This window comes from Pseudomonas mendocina, assembly GCA_037482215.1.
GTDB lineage: Bacteria > Pseudomonadota > Gammaproteobacteria > Pseudomonadales > Pseudomonadaceae > Aquipseudomonas > Aquipseudomonas mendocina_E.
This window is the reverse complement of record CP148074.1, coordinates 1,476,230-1,499,269: the sequence shown is the minus strand read 5'-3', so window position 1 is coordinate 1,499,269 and position 23,040 is coordinate 1,476,230. Positions and strand designations below refer to the sequence as shown.

At 55.1% G+C, this 23,040-nt stretch carries 13 protein-coding genes and 1 pseudogene; 7 read left to right on the top strand and 7 right to left on the bottom strand.

The genetic code is table 11. The features are described from left to right. Positions 1-184 precede the first annotated feature (184 nt). From WG219_06750 to WG219_06735, 4 genes are all read left to right on the top strand, one after another. The gene (locus tag WG219_06750) at positions 185-511 is read left to right on the top strand and encodes a DUF2025 family protein (protein WXL27144.1); all 327 of its coding nucleotides are present in this window, start codon (positions 185-187) and stop codon (positions 509-511) included. Positions 512-688: 177 nt separating this feature from the next. Next, complete coding sequence (locus WG219_06745) at positions 689-2,428, top strand: amidohydrolase family protein (GenBank protein ID WXL27143.1); 1,740 nt, start codon at positions 689-691, stop codon at positions 2,426-2,428. A gap of 140 nt (positions 2,429-2,568) precedes the next feature. Beyond that, positions 2,569-2,934, top strand: a complete 366-nt coding sequence (locus WG219_06740) for a GNAT family N-acetyltransferase (protein WXL27142.1) — start codon at positions 2,569-2,571, stop codon at positions 2,932-2,934. A 154-nt stretch (positions 2,935-3,088) separates the two neighbouring features. Continuing rightward, positions 3,089-4,126: a GGDEF domain-containing protein gene (locus WG219_06735; protein ID WXL27141.1), complete on the top strand. Its 1,038-nt coding sequence runs from the start codon at positions 3,089-3,091 to the stop codon at positions 4,124-4,126. A 7-nt stretch (positions 4,127-4,133) separates the two neighbouring features. On the opposite strand, the gene WG219_06730 is transcribed toward WG219_06735, so the two are convergent. The 5 genes and pseudogenes from WG219_06730 to WG219_06710 form a co-directional block, all read right to left on the bottom strand. Then, on the bottom strand, positions 4,134-5,321 hold the full coding sequence (locus tag WG219_06730; GenBank protein WXL27140.1) for an HlyD family efflux transporter periplasmic adaptor subunit: 1,188 nt from the start codon (positions 5,319-5,321) through the stop codon (positions 4,134-4,136). Between the two features lie 7 nt (positions 5,322-5,328). Then, a complete protein-coding gene (locus WG219_06725; GenBank protein WXL27139.1) occupies positions 5,329-7,476 on the bottom strand; it encodes a type I secretion system permease/ATPase in 2,148 nt (715 codons plus the stop codon). Then, positions 7,466-8,647 (bottom strand): annotated as a pseudogene (locus tag WG219_06720) (TolC family protein). The gene WG219_06725 and the pseudogene WG219_06720 overlap by 11 nt, the downstream one beginning before the upstream one ends. Positions 8,648-8,724: 77 nt before the next feature. Then, the gene (locus WG219_06715) at positions 8,725-15,933 is read right to left on the bottom strand and encodes an Ig-like domain-containing protein (GenBank protein ID WXL27138.1); all 7,209 of its coding nucleotides are present in this window, start codon (positions 15,931-15,933) and stop codon (positions 8,725-8,727) included. A gap of 482 nt (positions 15,934-16,415) precedes the next feature. Continuing rightward, entirely contained in the window at positions 16,416-17,258 is an 843-nt protein-coding gene (locus tag WG219_06710; GenBank protein ID WXL27137.1) for a S1-like domain-containing RNA-binding protein, read from the bottom strand. A 279-nt stretch (positions 17,259-17,537) separates the two neighbouring features. Between WG219_06710 and WG219_06705 the strand changes: the two genes are divergently transcribed. After that, positions 17,538-17,711: a hypothetical protein gene (locus WG219_06705; protein WXL27136.1), complete on the top strand. Its 174-nt coding sequence runs from the start codon at positions 17,538-17,540 to the stop codon at positions 17,709-17,711. Positions 17,712-17,880: 169 nt separating this feature from the next. After that, positions 17,881-20,118, top strand: coding sequence for an LTA synthase family protein (locus tag WG219_06700; GenBank protein ID WXL27135.1), 2,238 nt, complete (start codon positions 17,881-17,883; stop codon positions 20,116-20,118). Between the two features lie 56 nt (positions 20,119-20,174). Here WG219_06700 and WG219_06695 read toward each other — a convergent pair whose 3' ends face one another. After that, positions 20,175-21,521, bottom strand: coding sequence for a DEAD/DEAH box helicase (locus tag WG219_06695; GenBank protein ID WXL27959.1), 1,347 nt, complete (start codon positions 21,519-21,521; stop codon positions 20,175-20,177). Between the two features lie 175 nt (positions 21,522-21,696). On the opposite strand from WG219_06695, the gene WG219_06690 reads away from it, so the two are divergent. Then, on the top strand, positions 21,697-22,110 hold the full coding sequence (locus WG219_06690) for an anti-virulence regulator CigR family protein (protein ID WXL27134.1): 414 nt from the start codon (positions 21,697-21,699) through the stop codon (positions 22,108-22,110). A gap of 18 nt (positions 22,111-22,128) precedes the next feature. Here WG219_06690 and rarD read toward each other — a convergent pair whose 3' ends face one another. Next, the gene (gene rarD / locus WG219_06685) at positions 22,129-23,028 is read right to left on the bottom strand and encodes an EamA family transporter RarD (protein ID WXL27133.1); all 900 of its coding nucleotides are present in this window, start codon (positions 23,026-23,028) and stop codon (positions 22,129-22,131) included. Positions 23,029-23,040: the final 12 nt, after the last annotated feature.

Below are 23,040 nucleotides of genomic sequence, written 5' to 3'. Positions count from 1 at the left end.
CCCCACCCGAATTTCTTCCTTAAAGCCATTTATTAGTGGGCTTATTCAGCAGCGCGCCCGCCTCTCCAGCCTGCGACTTAGAGTCATTCGCAAATAGCCCTAATATTGACCCTGAGCAAGATACGCTTCTGCATGAGCTTTAGCCTACGTCGGTGTTTGTACTTTCAACATCCGCGAGGCCGCTATGAGTATCACCTCCTCCACCATCTGCGAAGCAGCTGACCAGCTGCAAGGGCTGGTCGGTTTTAACAGCAAAACCGGCCAGTACATCGTGCGCTTCTCTGAAGACTCCTTTGGACTGGACATTGAAGAAACCAGCATCACTCCCACCTGTGAATTTGTGTGGCGGGCACTCGAGGGCGAAACGATGAGCCTGGACCGCTCACGCTTACGCCTGCTGCTTGAACAAAATATTGATGACCGTCTCAACATCAGCGAACCGCTTCGCGTTTATGTACGTCGCACTGACTTGCCGGAGATCAGCGCCATTCGCCACAAAATCGGCAACTGACAACACAAGAACTGCCCGATACAGTTAATGCTCCAGGCGAGCAACCACTGAGGTGGGCGGGATGTCCAAACCAGCATTGGTTTATGCATAAATGCCCTGCCCACCTCATGCCTTGTCACGCTAAGCTCGGCCGACAACCGTAAGCTCAACTAATAACAAGAATCCGGGAGCAGTCCAATGTTCGATGTGCTTATCAAAAACGCACTGTTTTTCGACGGTCAGGGAACGCCGGGAGCAATTCGTCACTTAGGCATTCAAGCCGGCCGACTGGTGAAAATCAGCCAAACAGCCCTGGATGAAACGGGCTGTGGGAAAGTCATTGATGCCAGCGGGCGCTGGGCCATGCCCGGCTTCATTGACATGCATACGCACTATGACGCGGAAGTTGTCGCAGGCCCGGCCCTTAAAGAGTCAGTGCGTCATGGCGTGACAACCCTGATGATTGGCAGTTGCTCGATCAGCATGATGCTTTCCAGCCCGGAAGACTGCTCCGACCTGTTTACCCGTGTTGAATCGGTCCCCCGCGAGCATGTCCTGCCATTACTGCGCGAACGTAAAACGTGGAATACACCGACTGAGTTTGCAGCCTTCCTAGACCAACATCCGCTAGGACCAAACGTATGTTCATTCCTCGGCCACTCTGATTTGCGCGTTGCCGTGATGGGGTTGGATCGCGCAGTGGACGCCAACATCAAGCCCACCGAAGCAGAGTTGCGCCGTATGGAAAGCCTGTTGGAGGAGGCGCTGGATGTCGGCGTTCTGGGGCTTTCCACCATGACCAACCCCTGGGACAAATTGGACGGCGACCGTCAACGCTCCAAATCCCTACCGTCGGTTTATGCGTCATGGTCAGAATACTCGCGGCTGAACAAAATTCTGCGCAGAAGAAACCGCATTCACCAAGGGGCGCCGAATCTGGTGACCAAGGTCAACGTGCTGGCTTTTCTCTGGGACAGCATCGGTGGCTGGTGGCGCAAACCGCTGAAAACGACCCTGATCACGCTGATGGATGTAAAGGCCGACCCATGGCTGGCGAAAATCCTCGGGCCAGTCACGCGCTTCATCAACCGCCTCGGCCGCGCGGACTTCCGTTGGCAGACGCTGCCAGTGCCATTCGAAACGTATGCGGACGGCATGGAGTTTGTCGTCTTTGAAGAATTCCCAGCGGGTCAGGCTGCCTTGCACCTGGCGAGCCACGCCCAGCGTAGTGATCTATTTCAGGACCCTGATTACCGCCTGCGCTTTCGCAAGGATGTTGAGAAAAAATTCGGCCCTCGTGTCTGGCACCGCGACTTTAACGACGCTTGGATCGTGAACTGTCCAGACACTAGCGTGGTCGGCACCAGCGTTGGTGAACTGGCGCAAAAGCGCAACGTGCATCCCGCCGACTTATTCCTTGATCTGCTGGTCACCCATGGGCCGCGCCTACGCTGGCGCACACTGATTGCCAACCACCGGCCTGAAGTAGTGGAAAAACTAGTCTGTGAGCCCAGCACGCTTATTGGTTTCGCTGACTCCGGTGCGCACATCCGCAATATGGCGTTCTATAACTTCAGTTTGCGCATGCTCAAGCTGGTTAAAGACGCAGCACAGCGTGGTCAACCTGTTATGCCACTGGAAACAGCTGTGTGGCGGTTGACCGGTGAGCTGGCCGATTGGTTCAGGATTGACGCAGGTAAGCTCTACGAAGGTGCTCGTGCTGACCTTGTGATCATTGATCCAGACAAGCTCGACGACTCCCTTGCTGCCTATCAAGAGGCTCCCATGGAGGCATTTGGCGGCCTTGAGCGCATGGTCAACCGGGGCGATGCGGTTGATGCAGTCATCATCAATGGCAATGTGGCTTTTCATAACGGTGAGTTTGCTGCTGATCTCGGCAGTGAGCGCAAATATGGCCAGTTCCTGCGCAGCAAATAAGCTCATTAGCCCTCAGAAACGTCGTACCTGAGGGCTTCACCCAAAACTAGCCTGATGCCCTGCAGCCTTCTACACTGCACACCCGCTTAGCCCCCTAGCCTGCCATGCACGTTCGACAATTACCGGCTTTGCTAAAGCCATTGGCTGAAAAGTTCTACCGCAGTCAGCGCTCTGTCATCGGTAAAACCGACGGAGCCCAAATCTGGGTGGTAGGCCAAGAAGAAATTATTGCTGCCTTGGTGTTGCACCCAATTGACGAGGGGCATTGGCTAACCAGCCTGCTCGTCGCCAAGGATCACCGAGAACAGGGTATCGCCAAAAAACTAATTGCGACCGCACGGTCGAATTGCGGCACAAAAGTCTGGCTCTTCTGCCACCCAAATCTTTGCAACTTTTACATTCGGCAAGGCTTTGCACTGTGCACCGATTTACCTGAGCAATTGGCAGCACGCCTGGTCCGCTACCAACAGACCAAACCTCTGTGCGCGTTGGTTTTCCAGCCATAACCGACAAAAGTTCGGCGTCAAAAGCCAACCCTTACTCTAGGATTCATTTCGTCGGCTATTATTCGATAGTGGCATTTTGACCCTAAATAGTAATTGCCTTGTTAAGCTTAAGGTCTGCATGCTTCAGTCCATAACAACTAAAAAATGACTGCTTATGCGAATACCACTCTTCGTCAAGCGACTGCGTGAAGACTTCCAGCTGTCCATCATGACCCTGATGGGCCTCTTTGGTGTTCTTGGCATCGCTCCATACGCAATCTACCGCCTCAGCTCCGGCAACCTGATCGTTGGCTTGGCCGACTCAGCTATTGTTTGCTCAACTGTACTCGCCTTGGTTTACGCCTGGCGCACGGGAGACACGGTCAAGCCAGGCATCTATCTGTGCGTCATGTTTGCTTCAACGGCGACGTTGATCGCCATCAAACTGGGCGTAAATGGTTTGTTCTGGATTTACCCGCTGATCCTGTTCAACTTTTTCATGGTCTCACCGGGCAAGGCACTGATTGCCACGACGCTGGTTATGCTGACGTTAGCGATCTATGGCAAAACTCATCCGAATCAAGTCTTTGAAAGTGATTACCAGATGATCTCGTTTCTGGTCACAGGCATGATGGCCAGCACGCTCAGCTTTGTATTTGCTTACCGCACACGCAGCCAACGCGATCAGTTGCAGCAGCTAGCCATCCAAGATCCGCTGACCGGTGCTCGCAATCGCCGAGCCATGAATGAAGAGCTCAAAATTGCCTCTGCGACCAGCCGCCGGCATGGCAGCCTCTATTCGGTGTTGATCATGGACCTTGATCACTTCAAAACCATCAACGATGCCCACGGCCATCAAGCTGGGGATCAAGTGCTGGTGGATTTTGTAGAACTGATCAAGCGCTATTCCCGCAAAGAAGACAGGCTGTTCCGCTTTGGCGGTGAAGAATTTCTTCTGCTTCTACCCAGCACAGACAAAGAGGGTCTGATGGTCGTAGCGGAACAACTTCTCCTTCAAGTCAGACTAAATTTGAACGGGCCAGGTGGCGCTGTCACCATGTCAGTCGGTGGTGCCGTACACAAACCAGGCGAGCATTGGGAGGAAACCCTGCACCGTGCCGACCAGCGCCTGTATCGAGCGAAAAGCTCAGGACGCAACCGCATTGTCCTTACCGATCCTGAAGAACGTGAGGGCAGCCTTTCACTGGCCTGATCCAGGGTCAATACAACCTCGCCTTGATCAATGGCCGCAGCAGATAGTTCAGCACGCTGCGCTTGCCACTGAGAATATCCACCTCAGCCACCATGCCGGGGATGATTGGCAGGACCTTATCCTCCCGAATCAAGTGGCTGCTATCGGTCTTTATCAACACCTGATAGTAGGGTTCCTTGCCATAGGGTGTGGTCTCCTCGATGGTGTCAGCGCTGATCTGCTCCAGCGTGCCCTCCAAGTCACCGTAGATGGTGTAATCGTAAGCGGTGATTTTGACTTTAGCCTGCATGCCGGGCACCAAAAACGCCACATCCCTCGGCTTGATTTTGGCCTGCACCAGCAGCTGCTCCTCCACCGGGATCACCTCCATGATGGGCTCACCGGGCTGTATCACACCACCTCGGGTGTTGATCAATACGGTATTCACGCGACCGCGTACAGGGGAGATGATCTCAGTCCGGCGCAGTTGGTCCTGACGCTGCTTAACGATCGGTTCAAGCGCACTGAGCTCAGCATGCAGTTTGGAACGCTCGGTGTACGCATCCTGAAAATAACTGCTCTTTATCTCAACCAGCTTACCTTTAAGCGAGGCAACTTCCTGACTCAGGCGTAGCGCCTCCATCTGACTCACTGCGCGCTTTTCCACCATCGGGCGGATGAGCGTAAGCTGCTGCTGCGCCAAACTCATCTGCTGCTCGGTTGCCCGGGTGCTCTCCAACAGTTTTTCACGACGTGAGTCAAACAACTCACGTTCAGTGCGCGCCAGCGGACCTTCTGGATCAACCTCTGGCGGGAAGATGATCTCGGCCCTATCCAACACTTCCGCATCCAATCGGGCAATGGCAGCACGTAGCACCAAGGACTGGTTAGAGGACTCTTGATAGCTGGTCAAAAAGCGGGTGTTATCCAGGCGCACCAAGGGTTGCCCCACCTCAACCAAATCCCCCTCCTGCACCAGCAGTTTGTCGAGGATACCGCCTTCAAGGCTCTGTATTTTCTGGATGCGACTGAATGGCACAACCCGCCCTTCACCACGCGTGACTTGGTCCAACTCGGCCCATGCGGCCCAGGCAATAAACAACAGCACGGTCGCAATCAGCGTCCATAGCAGAGGCTGATAGATAGGATGGGTAGCCGCCATAAGCGGGTCGCCCAATTGCCTGCGCAGCTCCGCTGCACTTTCATAATCCTTCATAGGCTCCTCACTGAGCCGTTTTGGCTACCTTGACTTCATTACCCTTGACGACCTGATTCAAAGGGCCATCCATGACAACACTTCCTTGGCTCAACACCACGACCCGATCCACCAGCGCCAACATGCTCTGCTTGTGCGTTGTGAGAATCAGGGTGCGGTCGCCTAGCCACTTTTTCATGTATTCGATAACCTGCGCTTCACTGGTTTGGTCAAACGCAGCAGTGGGCTCATCCAGAAGCACCACAGGCGGGTCTTGAAGCAGCACACGGGCCAATCCAACAGCTTGTCGCTGCCCTCCAGAGAGGCTGGAATTACCCTGAAGCGGCATATCCAACCCAAGCGCATGATTGCGGACAAATGGGCCGAGACCAATCCCATCCACTACCTCAAGCAGTTCTTCATCACTCAGCGCAGCATTTTCAAGATTAAGATTCTCTCGCAGTGTGCCTTGGAATAACGCCACATCCTGCGGTAGGTAACCGATACCGCGTTGGCGATCACTGGGATCAATCTGGCTGAGGCTAATGTCATCCAACAGCAGACGGCCGCTGCCCACACTAAGCAGCCCACTCATAAGTCGCAGAAGGGTCGACTTACCGGCACCGTTACCTCCAAGCAACGCCACACGCTCACCAGCCTTGATGCTCAGCTCTGTAATACTCAAGACAGGTGCGCTGTCGCCATGACTAACTTTGACGCCTTGCAACAGATAGCTGCCATAGAGCCTGGGCTTACGGGCAAAGGCTTTATTGTCGGGCCGCTCCTGTGCAGCTGACATCAGCTGGTCCAACCCTTCCATGGCAACTTTGGTGTGCTGCCAACGTCCCAACAGTTGTGCCAACTGCGCCAGCGGTGCAACAGCCCGGGACGACAAGATTGAGCACGCCACCAGAGCACCGACCGTCAAAGTGCCGTTGTTGATCAGGTAAACGCCAACTACTACAACGGCCACATAGCAGAGCTGCTGAACCATGGCCGATATGTAGGTCAGGCTTGAGGACAGGGCGTAGGCTTTCATACTTCCAGTGGCCAGCTCGGCCGTCATGCTCTCCCACTGTTTCAGGCAGCGACCTTCAGAGCGTGTGGCTTTCACCGTTTCCAAATGCTCGTATGCCTCAAGCAGAACGGCATTCTTTTTTGCGCCCTCACGGAGGTTCTGCCGCGATAACAGCCCCAACCGTCGCTGCGCAAACACACCGGGCAAAATCATCAGGATGCAGCTGACAATCACTACCCAAACCGCGTGACCGCCAATCAGGGCGATCAGCAGGATAAACAGCAGTACAAAAGGCATATCACTGATCATCGCCGCGCTTGAGGACGTGTAGAACTCACGCACCGACTCAAACTCACGCACCTGTGAGCTGAATGCCCCCATGGATGCTGGCTTCGCCTCCATGCGAGTGGTTAGCACACGACTGAACAACACTGTTGAAAGCTGCAGATCCAGGCGCTTACCCAAAACATTCAGCAAGTGCCCACGCATGATCCGCAACACACCATCCAAGATAATGGCCATCGTCACACCGCCAGCCAAGATCCACAGCGTATCAAACGCACCATTGGGAACCACACGGTCATATACCTGCATGGCAAACAATGCGGCGCCCACGGCCAATAGGTTGGCGACGAAGGCGGCACTGGCGACCTCTAGATACGATCGCCAGAGCCGTTTAAGTGGAGCGAAGAACCAGTGTTCGGGCTTGGCTTTTGCAAATCCACCGACGCGCTCATCAGAGCGGTAGCGACACTTAGCAAACACCACCAGCCCGCTATACATCGAGCTTAACTCGGTGAGCGGGATACGCTCACGGCCTCCGTCAGTCTCAGGGACCAGGATCTCAGCACACTCGCCGTCAAATCCCAGCAGCACAACTGCTTTGCGATCCTTTAAAAGCAACAGTGCAGGCAGCAGGTAACCTTCCATCTTATCCAGCGAGTAGGCGGTCACTTTCGCATTGATGTCGGCCCTTCGCAGCGCACGAGGGATAAGGTTGAGCGGTAAACGTCCGTGTTCTAAGGCAATACCCGATACCAACTCAGCGTCGCCGATTGGCCGCCCCAGATGCCTACATAAAAGAACCAGCCCCGGCCTAACAGGGTCATCGATGTTGTCAGCGTCCTGCTGAGGAATTCTTCCTGAATTAACTTTCATGGCTCAGTCGCTTTTCAAGCATGGCGCCCAGTAGTCCCACCTGAGCTGCCGCACGGTATTCGATGGTTTTTTGTTCGATCTTGAGGTTAATCAACTGACGTTCAGCTTCGAAACGCTCGCGCTGTACATTCAGTAGATCAATCACATCGCGCCGACCGACCTCAAACTGTTCACGGTACAGCCCTGTCACCTGGTCAGCCTGTTGCACTTGCTGTTGTAGAGACTGCTCACGCCAGCGCAGTGTCTCAGCGGTATCAAACAAGGTTTGCAGTTTTCGCCGGATATCCCGCTGCATGGCATCAGCGCCCCAGCGTGCTGCCTCAAGACGCTGCTGGGCAGCGGTGGGACGATAAAAATTAGATAATCCCTGAAATGTCTCCATTCGAAACCGCAGAGACACCATGGAGTCCTCTTCCATTCTTCCGCCAATCTCGCGGCGTAAATGAGAGGCCTCAAGATTCAACTGTGGCAGTAATGATGCTTTGGCTTCACGCAACTCGGCCTCAGCCACGTTGGCATCCTCAAGTGCTTTACGCTGTAAGGGAGAACTGCTGATAACCTTGCTGAGATCGCCACGGGCAAGGTAGCGCTGCAGCGAATTGGGTGCAGGTATCTCCAGATTGTCTGGCTCCCGGCCCACAAGAATGGCGAACTGATTACGCAAGTCCCGTAGTTTTCCCTTCTCTGAAGACATCTGTTCTTGCGCTCGTACCAGTTCAAGACTGGCACGATCCAGCTCACTTCGATCGGAGTAACCCTGACCGCGGATCTCCGTCATCTGACGAATGCTGTCGATATGCTCAATGTGCATTCGCACTGACTCCAGACGCTGCTCTGCAGCCAACAACTCCAGATATGTCTCGACGATATCCAGCGCCGCATCGTCTTGAGCCACCATGAGCTCTTCCAGTTTTTTACGTTGTGTTGCGTTGGCGCTTTCGACCTTACTGGCCACGCGGCCCCAGTCGTAGAGCATCTGAGAAGCAGTGAGGTCGTAGACGACCTCACCGAAATCAAACTCCTGCGGGCCACCCGACATGGAGACCGCCGGGTAATAGCCGCCCTTGGCAATTTCCACATCAGTGCCGGCACGTGCGGCCTCAGCCATGGCCGCACGCACTTTGGGGTTGATGGCCAGCCCAAGCTGTACAGCCTCGCCCAGTGGCATGGCCACCACAGGCATGGTTTCACTCAGACTGGTCAGGCACAGCACCGCCCAAACCAGCCAGTGGCTGGCTCGGCGTTGACTCATACCAACACCTGGACAGTATTGTCCTCAACCAACAAGGTATTGCTGCCAAAGGTGTACACGTCGTAGGTCACGCCATTGATTTCCTGAGTTGTTCCAGTGTTGGTGGCACCGGTCACCCTCAAGGTGTCGTTGGCTTCGCCCGTGATCTGCAGCGTGTTGTTACTGTCAGTGATGATCCCTACTTCAGCCGCGGTAAGCGTCAACACACTGCCGGAATCACCTTTACCCAGATTGATCCGCTCGATGTTGGCCAGGGTGCCAACACCCACTGCGTTGTAATCCAGATTAATCCCACCGGCCAGCAATAAGGTGTCGAAACCGGCACCGCCATCAATGCTGGTGAAATTGGCTGAGGTGACTTCAATGGTGTCATTCCCAGCACCCGCTTCTACACGGTCTCCACTGCCGACGTTCTTGATCAGATCATGACCGTCCGCGCCAATGATCCTTTCAGAGGAGTCATTGCGAGCAGTCAGGAAATCATTACCTGACGTGCCGGTAACGGATATTTCTCCCAGTGACAGCAGTGCTCCGGAACCCAGCAAGTTCACACCATAACTAGCGCTGTCATTGCCAAAAGAGTCAGTTGCCACAATGTTGAGAGAGAGGTTTGAGCCGAGATTCAGTATGCCTGATATGCTCAGTCCCAAATCACTCAACAAATCTGGATCGAGCAAGTTGACAGAAAAGTTTCCGTTCGCGTCCACATTGGGGTCGACAAACACATTAGCCGCAGGAGTGATCACCTCAACGCGAATCGAGCTGCCAGCGGTTGCTGTGCCAGACAGCCCCAGCGTGGGAGGCAGAAGCGCCACATCTAGGCCAAAATCACCAACGGTAACGGGCTGAGGCAAATTCGGCCCAACACCAATGGTGGCAATGTTCCCCTGGTTACCCGCCAGATCTTCACCACGAGCCGACACAGAAGCCGTCAGCAACTGATCCCAGCTCAGGTCTATATCCAAGTCGGTAAGCAGGTCGATTAACGCCTCGCCCTGACTATCCGTTATCACTTCAACAGTGGCTGTTACGCCAGCCAGCGCAACCTCGACTAAAACCTTGGTAAATGGCTCGCTGGTAACCGTTAGAAGATTACCCACCAGCGTCAACACCGGAGCTGCAGGTGGAATGGTGTCGACAACGAAGTTCACCGGCGTACTGCTGGTGCCGCCACTGATATCTGCTGTGATAGTCGCTGCGCCCTCAGGATAAGCGGCGCTACCACTGTCAGGCTCCAGCGTAATGCTGATGCTACCTGCGTCGATATCTTCACGGGTCAGCGTGTAGGTGACACTCTGCTCATAGCCGTTCTGGCCAGCGAACGTTACCGTCACAACCTGGCCGTCCTGCATGGTCGGACGCAGCCCTACAGTGACCTGAATACCATTGCTGATTTCGACCGCGTTGACGTAGCCGTCAGCCGCTTCTGTCACGGTCACGGTCGGCGGTGCCAAATCCAGAGCATAGATCGTGGTCGGGGCACTGGCATTTCCTGTCGCATCCACTGCAATCCCACGGATAGACTCGCCTGCAACCAATGCTGGATCAATCGGCTGACTGAACGTTCCATCTGCGCCAACCGTGACGATGATCGGATTACCTTCATCACCGTCAATAACAAGGTGCAGCTTGCTGTTGGGCTCTGCGGTACCTGTCAGCAGGTTCCCATCGTGGTTGAGCACCAGAACTGGCGCATTCGGGGCCACTTTATCCACCACCATGGTGGCTGGATCACTGACATTACCCGTAGCATCAGTCGCAGTCGCAATCACCTGTGTGTTGTGGGCCAGAGGGGATGCAGGTGTCACCGTCCATGTCCCGTCAGCCCCCACAGTAGCCTCCCCAATCGGGTTGCCGTTGCCATCAGTGAGATTGATGAGTGCACCAATTTCCCCGGTACCTGTAATGATCGCACCGGTACTTGGGTTGATCACTGGTGCATCTGGCGCTTCAGAATCGACCGTGATTGAGGTAGTGCCACTGCTGTTGCCCGTCGAGTCTTCAGCGCGGGCGGTGACCACCGTATCGTGGACGATCGGGGAGCCCGGCGTATAGCTCCAATTACCAGATGCATCGGCCTGTACTTGAATTTCCGGAGCACCGCCGATGGAGATAAACACCTTGGCACCAGGCTCAGCTGTACCGATGATGCTAACCCCTGTGCTCGGCTGCACAACCGGATTGTCCGGAGCGATATTGTCGACCGTGGTCGCGGCCGGGCCGCTGGTATTACCCGCTGCATCTTTGGCACGAGCGTTGATCACGACGCCATTGGCCAGATCTGGTGACGGATCGAAACTCCAGTCACCATTGCTGTCAGCAGTGGCCTCACCGATCACCGCGCCTGAGCCTGTGGTTAGCAGGACAGTTGCCCCTGCTTCAGCGGTACCGCTGATTGTCTTGCCATCGCTCAGGTTCAGCACTGGAACAGCAGGCGCCTGGGCATCAACAGTGGCAGTAGCCACATCGCTGGTGTTGCCAGCTGCGTCCTTAGCGACGACGTTAATCTCGGCGTCATGATCCAGCTTTGGATTGGGTGTAAAAGTCCATTTACCCGTACCATCCGCGGTGACCTGACCGATCTGAACACCCGCACCGTTGCTGATCAGCACGGTTGCGTTAGGCTCGGCCGTACCGGTTACCGTAACCCCGTTGCTCGGATCTATGGTCGGAAGTGCCGGCGCCTCAGCATCCACTGTAACCGAGGCAGGACCACTACTATTACCGGCGGCATCCTTAGCCACCACGCTCACCACAGAGTCATGATCCAGGCCTGGCGTCTGTGTAAAGCTCCACTTGCCGTCGGCTGCGGCGACAACCGTACCCAGCTCGCCCAAAACACTGTCGGTCAGGATCACAGTGGCACCCGCTTCAGCGGTACCTGAGAAGTCAACTCCATTGCTGTCGTTAACAGTTGGCGTCGCAGGTGGCTGCGCGTCCACAACAATTGTGGCCACCCCACTCTCGCTGCCCAGAGTATTAACAGCCTTAGCAGTGATCACAGCCCCGTTAGCCAAGTCTGGGGTCGGATCGAAGGTCCATGTGCCGTCAGCCTGAACGATGATCGGACCAGCCTGCTCAACACCGTCAATGCTCAGTTTGATCTCACTACCCAGATCACCTGTACCGGAAATCACAGTGCCGTTGCTTGGATTGATGTGAGGAGTCGTAGGTAAGTCGGCATCTACCGTCATGGGGGCTGACGGTTGACTGGTATTGCCTGCCGCATCCGTAGCAGTCACAGTGACCACCTGACCAGTGGTCAGCGGCGTGGCTGGGGCGTACTCCCAGTTACCAGCGCCATCAGTCATGACGGTGGCAACGATGTTGCCATCAACGGTGATTTCAATCTCAAGATTGCCTTCGGAAGCTGTGCCTGTAAGCAAGCTGCCGTTGCTTGGTGAAACCACAGGCTGCAGAGGCGCTTCGGCGTCGATGGTAACGGGGGCTTCGGGACTGGTATTACCTGCAGCATCGCGTGCCACAACCTTTAAGGTGTCGCCATGGTTCAACGCAGGTCCAGGCACTGGAGACATACTCCAGGTGCCATCCCCACCAACAACGACAGTGCCCAACTCGACATCATTACTGTCATAGATGACGACTGTTGAGCCTGGCTCAGCAGTGCCACTTAAACTACTGCCGTTGCTCGGCAAGACCGTTGGCGTGTTTGGTGCAATCGCATCAACCATCACGGCGGAGGTATCACTGACATTTCCGGTGGGGTCGGTAGCTGTGGCTATAACCACCAGATCGTGATCAAGCCGTGGATTAAAGTCGATACTCCAGTTGCCATCAGCCCCCACCGATACTGTGCCGAGATCCGTACCATTTATGTCCGTTAGCGTGACAGTCGTACCTGGCTCAGCCGTACCGCTGACAGCGTTGCCGTCACTGGGGAGAATGACGGGTGCAGCAGGCTCTTCTGAGTCAATGGTGACGCTTGCAGTGGGCCCGGTGTTACCCGTGGCGTCTCGAGCCTCGACTGTAACCACTGTGTCGTGAGCTAACGCAGGGCTAGGGGTCCAACTCCAATTACCGTCAGAACCAACATTTGCTGTTCCGATCTCAGTACCACCAGCGCTCCGAATTACAACTGTGCTTTCAGGCTCAGCTGTACCAGACAAGCTGGTACCGTTACTTGGATTGACGGTAGGAATCAGCGGAGCTTCACTGTCGATCACCACACTGCTGCTTGAGCCTACGTTGCCTGCTGCATCGCGCGGCACTGCAGTCACCGTACCGTTGTGAGGCAGCGTAACGGGTGGCACTTGCGCAGCTGGATCAAAACTCCAGGCTCCATTGGCTGCAACCGTTACCTCGCCAATAGGCGTGCCATCCAGGCTGAGCGCGATGATGGCTCCGGGCTCGCCCGTCCCACTCAGCTCCTCGCCATTACTCGGATGAATGACCGGTGCCGGAGGTGCCTGGGTATCCACCGTAGCAGCAGCAGGATCGCTGGTGTTCCCGGCAGCGTCCACGGCCTGCACCTGAATGAGCGTTCCGTGGCTCAAATCCGGATCAAAATCATAGCTCCAAACACCACTACTCACAGTGGTCTGCCCCATTGTATTACCGGCGGAATCTTTGATCAGAATTGTGGCCCCTTCTTCTCCTGTGCCACTGACGGTTTTCCCATCAGTAGGCTGGATGACCGGGGCAAGCGGCGCCTCAGCGTCGACGGTCAGATTTGCGGCCGCGCTGGTATTACCCACCGCGTCCTTGGCAACAACCTTTACATCTGCATCGTGGGGCAATGGATTCGACGGCGTGAACGACCACGAGCCATCCCCTGCGGCAACAGTCTCGCCAACAGGCGTGCCGTCAGCCAGGGTGATGATCACCGTGCTGCCCGCTTCAGCAGTACCTTCAATCATCATGCCGTTGCTGGCTTTGAGGATGGGTGCATCAGGAGCCTGAGCATCAATAGTCACGCTAGCCGGTGAACTTTCGTTACCTGCCGCATCAGAGGCCACTGCATTCACCACTTCGGCATGCAGCGGCGGAGTGACTGGCGTAACGCTCCATTTTCCGTCAGCTCCGACGATCACAGAACCCAAGACTGCACCGCCCGCTAGGGTGAGCGTGACCGTAGAGCCGGGCTCAGCTGTGCCTTGAATAACGCTTCCGTTACTGGGCTCAACGTCCGGCGCAGGGGGGGCAATGCCATCCACCACGACAGTGACATCTGGGCTCTTGTTGTTATTGCTGTCCAAAGCATGGACAGTAAGCACTGTGCCATCCGGAACCGGTGTCCCCAGCGTAGTCGACCAGTCGCCATTGCCATCGGCTGTTGCGCTGCCAATTTGAGTACCGCCAGCATCGCGAATGATGATCTCGACCCCCGCCTCAGCAGTACCGCTAACCCCTTTACCATCAGAGGGATTAACCACCGGAGCCGCAGGGAAATCAGGCGCGATAACCGTAACTGGCGTACTTGAATTGCCTGCTGGGTCACGTACCACAACGGTAACGGTTTCACCATCGGTCAATGGCGGAGTCAGGCTACCGCTGAAGGTGCCATCTGGATTAGCAACCACTGTTAAGTCCGGCTGACCATCACCATTAGTGTCAATTTCAACATCCGCGCCGGGCTCTGCTGTACCGGTCACGGTGGAGCCATCTGACGAAATCTGCACATTGCCAGCCGCAGCTGGAGGCGTTGAATCAGGCGCAGTGGCTGTGGTGGGAGGGCTGCTGTTGCCTGCAGGATCAGTCACCACAACCGTCACGGTTTCACCATTGGTCAATGGCGGGTTCAGCGTGCCGCTGAAAGTGCCATCGGGGTTGGCGACCACGGTTACGTCAGGCTCACCATCACCATTGGTGTCAATCTCAACATTGGCGCCGGGCTCAGCTGTACCGGTCACAGTAGTGCCATCCGGCGACACTTGGACGTTACCCGCAGCAGCAGGTGGCGTTGAATCAGGCGCAGTGGCTGTGGTGGGAGGGCTGCTGTTGCCTGCAGGATCAGTCACCACAACCGTCACGGTTTCACCATTGGTCAACGGCGGGTTCAGCGTACCGCTGAAAGTGCCATCGGGGTTGGCGACCACGGTTACGTCAGGCTCACCATCACCATTGGTGTCAATCTCAACATTGGCGCCGGGCTCAGCTGTACCGGTCACAGTAGTGCCATCCGGCGACACTTGGACGTTACCCGCAGCAGCAGGTGGCGTTGAATCAGGCGCAGTGGCTGTGGTGGGAGGGCTGCTGTTGCCTGCAGGATCAGTCACCACAACCGTCACGGTTTCACCATTGGTCAATGGCGGGTTCAGCGTACCGCTGAAAGTGCCATCGGGGTTGGCGACCACGGTTACGTCAGGCTCACCATCACCATTGGTGTCAATCTCAACATTGGCGCCAGGCTCAGCTGTACCGGTCACAGTTGTGCCATCCGGTGAAACCTGGACATTCCCAGCCGGATCAGGAGCAGTTATGTCAGGTGCAGTAACCACTGCTGGAGGGCTGTCGTTGCCCGAGGGATCAGTGACGATCACGGTGATCGTCTCGCCATTGGTTAACGGTGGTACTAATGGACTTTCAAAAGAACCATCAGGTCCAGCAACAACTGTTACATCAGGCTTGCCATCACCGTTAGTATCAATACCGACGCTTGCACCGGGCTCAGCTTTGCCAGTGATACTGCTGCCATCAGGTGCGACTTTCAAGTCACTTGCCGCGTTTGGAGGTGAGTTATCCCTCGAACCTATAGGAGCTCCACTCGGTTGACCACTAGCCCCACCAGACGATCCACCACCAGATCCACCTGAAAGCGCAGCTCCACCGGCCGCTAAGGTCCCGGCTGTGAGCAGCAATGCCCCAAGACCGATCCCGCTATCGTCCGAAGTTAGCGATTCAAATCCAGCCAGTGTCTCCTGTGGGGTATAGCTGGCAGCAACAACCCCATCGCTTGCGCTGGGCACTAAGTCCACCGCAATCAGCTTTTCCTCCTCAACCAAGAACAACTGACTCGGAGCCTGATCCTCCACGTAGAAATTGGCAATTCGGATCTTCTCACCGGACTTTAATTGGATGATCAGATCAGATCCGTTTTTGGAGTAACCAACTACATCAGCAGGAGGGACATTTAAGGCAACGTTACTGCTTTCAGTGAGCGTTATGAGACCTTCAGGGGGAAGCTCAACGACTTGGGAGGAAGCAACATTCTGTGAGGCAGATGAGATTTTCGCTTGGATCGACATAGCCATTATTCCTTTCATCCATGACCAATTTGAAACAAATAGTCAAATAGGTAACAAAAGAAATAGCACCGTTCATAAAATACTCATAGAAACCAAATGCGGTTTCCGACGAAATGAAACCATGGTTCACAAAACTTCCTAACCCACCGCTATAAGCGGGCTGAGAGCACCTAACTGGCAAATAGCCCAAGGGCATTACCCCACTCACAACGCGAAGCCGCTCTAGCCAGACAAAGGTGCTACAACATTCAAAACAATGAAATTTCACTGATCTAGATCAAAACTAGCCCCAATAAAGGCAAACAGCCAGCACGAAAACGAAATAAACGTGCAATCTATCGGAAATTTGACGCCTGATTTCCAGCACAGAGCTCACCACCGATCCATTTTGGCGAGCACAAAAAAACCACCCGGCTTTCGCGAGGTGGTTTTTGTAATTCCGATTTAGGCCTAATCAAAAAACTTCACGGGCAGATCCACTGTTAACGCCCAGCCAACTCAATCCTGTCATCGTGAATCACAATCAGCCCCTGTTTATAGAGACCGCCGATAGCTTTTTTGAAATTGCCTTTGCTAACACGAAATAAGGTAGCGATCTCTTCGGGTGAGCTCTTGTCATTCACATTCAGCACACCGCCTTGCTTGCGCAGACTAGCGAGAATCTGTTCACCCAGACTGCCAACAGCATCCTGGCCTACAGGTTGCAGGCTGAGGCTAATCTTGCCGTCGGCACGTAGCTCCTTGATGTAGCCCTTTTCCTGCATGCCATTACGAACAAACTTGAACAGCTCGTTCTTATGGATGAGCCCCCAGTGCTTGCCATTAATAATGGCCTTGAAGCCCATATCGGTCGCCTCAACAACCAGCAGATCAACCTCTTGGCCGACTTTATAGCTAGCAGGCTCCTTATCGAGATGACGATCCAGCCGTGCTGTGGCCGTAATCCGCTTAGTGCGCTTATCGACGTAAACGTAGACCACACAATAGTCACCCACCTGTAATGGGCGCTTTTCTTCGGAATGCGGCAAAAGAAGGTCTTTGGGCAGCCCCCAATTCAGGAATAAGCCGACCCGGTTGATATCGACTACTTTCAGGCTGGCGAACTGGCCGACCTGAACCTTAGGCCTCTCTGTGGTGGCAATTAATTTGTCCTCGCTGTCCAGATAAACGAAGACATTCAACCAGTCATCTACTTCGCTGCTGGTGTCTTTAGGGATGTAGCGCTTTGGCAGCAGAATTTCGCCGTCAGCTCCACCATCCAGATACAGGCCGAAGTCTGTGTGCTTCACGACCTGCAAACTATTCATCCGTCCGATTACCGCCATGATGCCTTACTCAGTTTGCCGAGGCCGCATTCTAGCTGAGTTGCCATCGGAATTCCTCAGTAAAGACCCTCGCTGATAAATATGAACCCTTTCAGGAGTTCAACTGACAAGCGGCGACTTAATTCTGAACTGGCCAATAAAAACAAATAGTTGAGAAAAAAATAAATACTAAAAACCATCAATATAAAAAGTAAAAAAGGTGCTTCATCGAATATATCTGAAATTATTTATTAATTATCGTACCCTGTTCGGTCAACTTTGATTAAAGGGGACACATTCATGCGCGTAAAAGCATCCGCTGCCAAAGCCAAACCAGCCCCAGCGACAGAAACCAGCGACTCTCTCGATGCACAGGTTGAAGCCTTCCTGAAATCGGGCGGCCAGATTCAGCAAATCGCCAAAGGCGTTAGCGGACAAACCTACAGCCGACAAATCACCATCAGCAAAAAGTAAATCACTGCGCATGCGCCTTGTTGCAATTTCAAGGCGCGAGCCGCCTTCCTTACCTTACTCACTTCCCCAGCGCTGGCGCATTGACCGGTCATGTTTCAGAATCATGGCAACTGTCTTTCCTAGATAGTTTCTGCTATAGCGCAGATAGAGCGACCATTCTGGAGTACCTGTGCGTTTTCCCCGCTTTACCCTGCAACGACCATCCGGCGCTTTACTGAGCCTGAGCATCCTGTTGCTGGGCTTTCCCCTGCTCACCCGCTTCACTTTAGGCTGGGCACATCCTTACGGCTATCTATCTGACCTGGCCATTGGCAGCCTGCTGTTAGTCTTCGTGCATCGACGCCACTGGCTACTAAGCATTCCACTGCTGCTAACCTGGGCACTGTTCAGCCTTGGCAACATTGAGCTGGTCAGTGCAGTAGGACGTATGCCGGCATTGTCCGACGCGCAGTTTTTGACCGACCGCGAGTTTCTCAGCCACTCCAGCCAAGGCGGAGGCCTTAGCAACCCTTTTCTGGCCTGGGCGCTAGTAGCCAGCCTGCTGTTCTATCTCTATTTACGCAGCCGCGACAAGCATCCGCACAAGCCGCTTAGCCGCAGCGCGCTACTAGTCCCGCTCTCGTTATTTTCCGCCCACGGCCTGCTGCAGCAACTGACACCCAGTGAGGCAGACCAATGGATGCAGTTCAACCTACCGCACAAACTACTGGCTGAAGCCACCAGCAGTAGCCGTCAGCACCTGCTTGACTGGGTTGATCCAGAGCCTTCAGGCCCAGTGGATATTCGCGGCTTGAGCCAGCTTGATCTGAGTGGCACTCCCCTGCTGGATAAGGCCGGTAGTGCACGCAACGTCCTGATCGTGACCCTGGAGGGCGTGACCGGCGCCTACCTGCAAGCAAGCCGCAGCGCCATCAACAGCAGCTATCAACAGAACCCGATGCCGCGCCTAAGCCAATGGGCGGAACGCGGCATGCTGACGTATGACTACGTGCTGCACAGCCACCAGACCATTCGTGGTCTGTACGCAATGCTCTGCGGTGACTACAGCAAGCTGGATACTGGCACGCCCAAAGGCCTGGAGCTGCTCAACAACCCGCAGCGCAGCGCTAACTGCTTACCGGCTCAGCTACGTGAACGAGGCCTAAGCACCCACTTCCTGCAAGGTGCTGGGCTGCGTTTTATGGCCAAAGACCAAATCATGCCGCGCATGGGCTTTGAGCAAACCCATGGCCGCGACTGGTTTCGCAACAAGCCTTACATCGAGTTCCCGTGGGGGATGGATGACAAAGCCTATTTCGAAGGCGCGCTCAACTATATCCACGGCCTGCGTAAACAACCCCAACCCTGGATGCTGACCCTGCTGACCGTCGGCACTCACCAGCCCTATTCGGCGCCTCAGGCCTATTTGGATAGCTATGAGTCACCTAAGCTAGCCGCCATTGCCTATCTGGACGATGCCGTCGCCGACTTTCTCGACAGTCTCGAACGTCAAGGCGTCCTCAAAGACACCTTGGTCATCGTCACCTCGGACGAATCCCACGGTCTAGAGAATGTGCGTCTGGCCTCAGCCTGGGGGTTCAGCCTGCTATTAGCACCTGAGCAGGACAAACTGCCAAAACTCAAACACGGTGTTTACGGCCATGTAGACCTTACCGCCAGCGTTTTGGATTACTTTGCCTTCCCAATACCGGATGTTATATCCGGCCGCTCCATGCTGCGTAATTACAGCAACGGCCGGGAAATAATCTCCTACACCAACGGCCTGCTGCGCCTGCATGACGGGCATGGCAGCCTGACTGAATGCGACTTCCAGAACGTCTGCCGACGTTACGACAGTGAAGGGTTTATCGCAGACAGTGCACCTTACATCGGGCGCATCAGCGGCCGCCCCGCCCGACTAATCAGCCAGCGTGCCGCCCTGCTGGATCAGTCCCTGCTAGCAGGCCAAGGCGAGCAACATTTTCAGTTTGCCAACAGCCAGGCCATGCCGCTCAAATCAGGTGAAGTGGACGATTGGGCCGACAACCTGATCGGTGCCCAATACCTGACTCTGAATGCAGGCACCCAGACGCGCATCACGATAAAAATTCGCGCCACTGAGTTGGACAAACTTGGGGCGCGCCTGCAATTGAAGACTAAAGAATATGAACGCGAGACCGGCATCGAGATTCCGTCCTTGCCACTGCTCACCCGTGACCAGCCTGTGGAATTGAGCTTCAGCTTTGACAACCCCAAAACCCGCAAAGCCTTTTCCTTCCATCTCACCGGACAAGGCAACGGGGCTATTGAGATTATGGATTTCAGCGTGACCAGTGCCCCAATGGCGAGTGCCCCCGAACTGCTTGCCACCCAGGCCGAGTCAGAGTCAGCCGAAACAGTGCATGACGAAGAAATCGCAACGCCTTAAAGCAAAACGGCGGATCAACTCAGGTTGATCCGCCGCTTCTATCACTGAACTGGAGCTTACTCGGCCGCAGGCTTGCGACGCTTCAGCGGCGCCAGACCGTCCTGACTCACCAGTGTTGGTGCATCGGACTTAGGCTTACTACTGCGCTTAGCAGGCGCCTTAGCCGCGGGTTTCTTCGCCGCCACCTTCTTGCCCGTTTTACTGTCGGTCTTTTTCTTCTTGGTGCCCGCAGCCTTGCCAGATGCCTTAAGGTTTTTCGGGCCCTGATAGGTCCCTTTCAGCTCTTTGATGTTACGGCGTTCAAAACGTTGTTTCAGGTAACGCTCGATGCTCGACATCAACGACCAGTCGTTATGGCAGATCAGCGAAATCGCCACCCCCTCACCACCGGCGCGGCCCGTACGACCAATACGGTGCACGTACTCATCACCAGAGCGGGGCATGTCAAAGTTAATGACCAGATCCAGACCGTCCACATCCAGACCACGGGCCGCCACATCGGTGGCCACCAGCACTTTTACAGCGCCCTGCTTGAGGCGCTCGATGGCGAGTTTGCGGTCTTTCTGATCCTTCTCACCGTGCAGCACAAAGGTCTTGAACTGCTTAGCCACCAACTTGCCGTACAGGCGATCAGCCTGGGCACGGGTGTTGGTGAACACGATGGCTTTGTCATAGGTTTCGTTGGTCAGCAGCCACTCAACCAGCTCTTCTTTGTGATGAACATGGTCAGCGGTGATGATCTGCTGATGGATGCCTTCGCTGATCTCACTGACCCGATTCAGCATCAAATGCTCTGGGTTCTTTAACACTTTGCTGACCACATCACGCAGCGCAGCGCCGCCCGAGGTGGCGGAAAACAGCAGGGTTTGCCGCTCGGCATTGCACATCTCAGACAGGCGCAGCACGTCTTCGGCAAAGCCCATGTCCAGCATGCGGTCGGCTTCGTCCAGCACCAGCACCTCAACCTCGTCTAGAAGCAGGTTACCGGCGTTAGCGTGCTCAATCAGGCGCCCTGGCGTACCGATCAAGATGTCCACCTTGCGCAGCATGGCAGCCTGCACTTTGAAATCTTCACCACCGATGATCAGGCCCGGCTTGAGGAAGGTGTACTGAGCAAAGCGCTCCACTTCCTTGAGGGTCTGCTGCGCCAACTCACGGGTTGGCAGCATGATCATGGCGCGAACGCTCATGCGTGGTTTAGATGAGCCATCGCCAAACAGACGGCTGAGCATCGGCAGAACAAATGCAGCAGTTTTACCGCTACCGGTTTGCGCGATTACCCGCAGATCCTTTCCCGCAAGCGCCGGAGGAATGGCAGCAAGCTGCACCGGGGTAGGCTCGACAAAGTTCAGCGCGGCCACGGCTTTAAGCAGGCGTTCATGCAGGGCGAATTGGGAAAACACGTAGTAACCTCGACGGAAGAAACAGATATCAGCCACATAGCGTACCGCTTTCCAGCGCTACGGCCGAATTTCTTTGCGCTGATAACACTAAAAATGACGACTGACAGCGAACAAAATGCGTTAGCACAGCTCAAACTGTCCTACAAACCATAACAAATGCTGACAGGAGAATGTTATGCGCGACCACACTCACAGCGTTCTACTCACCTCAGTGCTCAGCTTTGCGTTACTCGCGCAACCAGCCTTGGCAGCCCCCAAGCATGACAACCCTGGAAGAGGGCACGGCAATGACAGTGATGTCAGCATCAACCTCAATGGCCCATCCATCGACATTGGCCGAGTGCGCATCGTTTTAGGTGAAAACCGCGACCTTATCGGCTCAGTGCAATCTCTGCCTCCAGGAATCGCCAAAAACCTTGCCCGGGGCAAACCCCTGCCACCGGGCATCGCCAAAAACTTCGACAGCCGCCTGCTCAACCAATTGCCCCACTACGACGGCTATGAATGGAAGCAACTGGGCACAGACGTAGCCCTGGTTGCCATTACCACCGGTATCATCTACGAAGTACTGCGCAACGTGATCGACTGATTACACAGCCCTCGCCCGTCACGCCCTGGCCTGACGGGCCTGCTTTAGCAACACACGCCCGCTATCCAACCCGACCAGCAACACCGCCAACCAGATCGGCAAATACGTCAGCCACTGGGCCGCATCAAAGTGTTCCCCCAAAAACACCAGTGCCACCAAAAACAGCAGCACCGGCTCCACATAACTGAGGATGCCAAACAGCCCCAACGGCAGAAGCCTGCTAGCTGTGATCAGTGAACCAAACGCCGCCGAGGTCAATATCGCCAATCCTGGGAGCAGCCAAATCAGCTGAGGCGCTGTGCTGAACAACTGCTCTTGCCCGTACTGCATTACCAGCCAGATCGCCACCGGTGCCATAAGCAGCATTTCAAAGACAAAACCACTCAATGCATCAAGGCCCATACGCCGCCGCAGCATGTAATAAGGCGGATAGCCAAACGTCACCAGCAACACCAACCAGGAGACCGCCCCAGTTCGCCACAGCTCATGGGCAACCCCCAGCAACGCACACATAACTGCCAGGCGCTGTAATGGCCTTAGCCTTTCGCCGTAAAAAATTCGTCCGGCCAGCACCATCGCCAGCGGGGTTAGAAAGTAGCCCATAGAAATTTCCAGCATGCGCCCCTGCAAAGGCGCCCAGAGAAATACAAACCACTGCGTCCCCATCAACAGAGCCGCCACCGGCAGGCACAGCATCAGCATCGGCTCACGGCGCACGCGCTCAGCAGCCGCTAATAGATTCGGCCATTGGCGCAGCAATGTAATGAGCAAAAGCACCGCCGGTATTGACCACAACACTCGATGTGCAAAGACCTGTAAGCCATCCAACGGCTCCAGAAACCGGACATACCCCGGCACCATTGCGAACAGCACCGACGCCAATAAAGAAAACGCCACCCCACGCCCGGAAAGCTGCATTACAACCCCTTA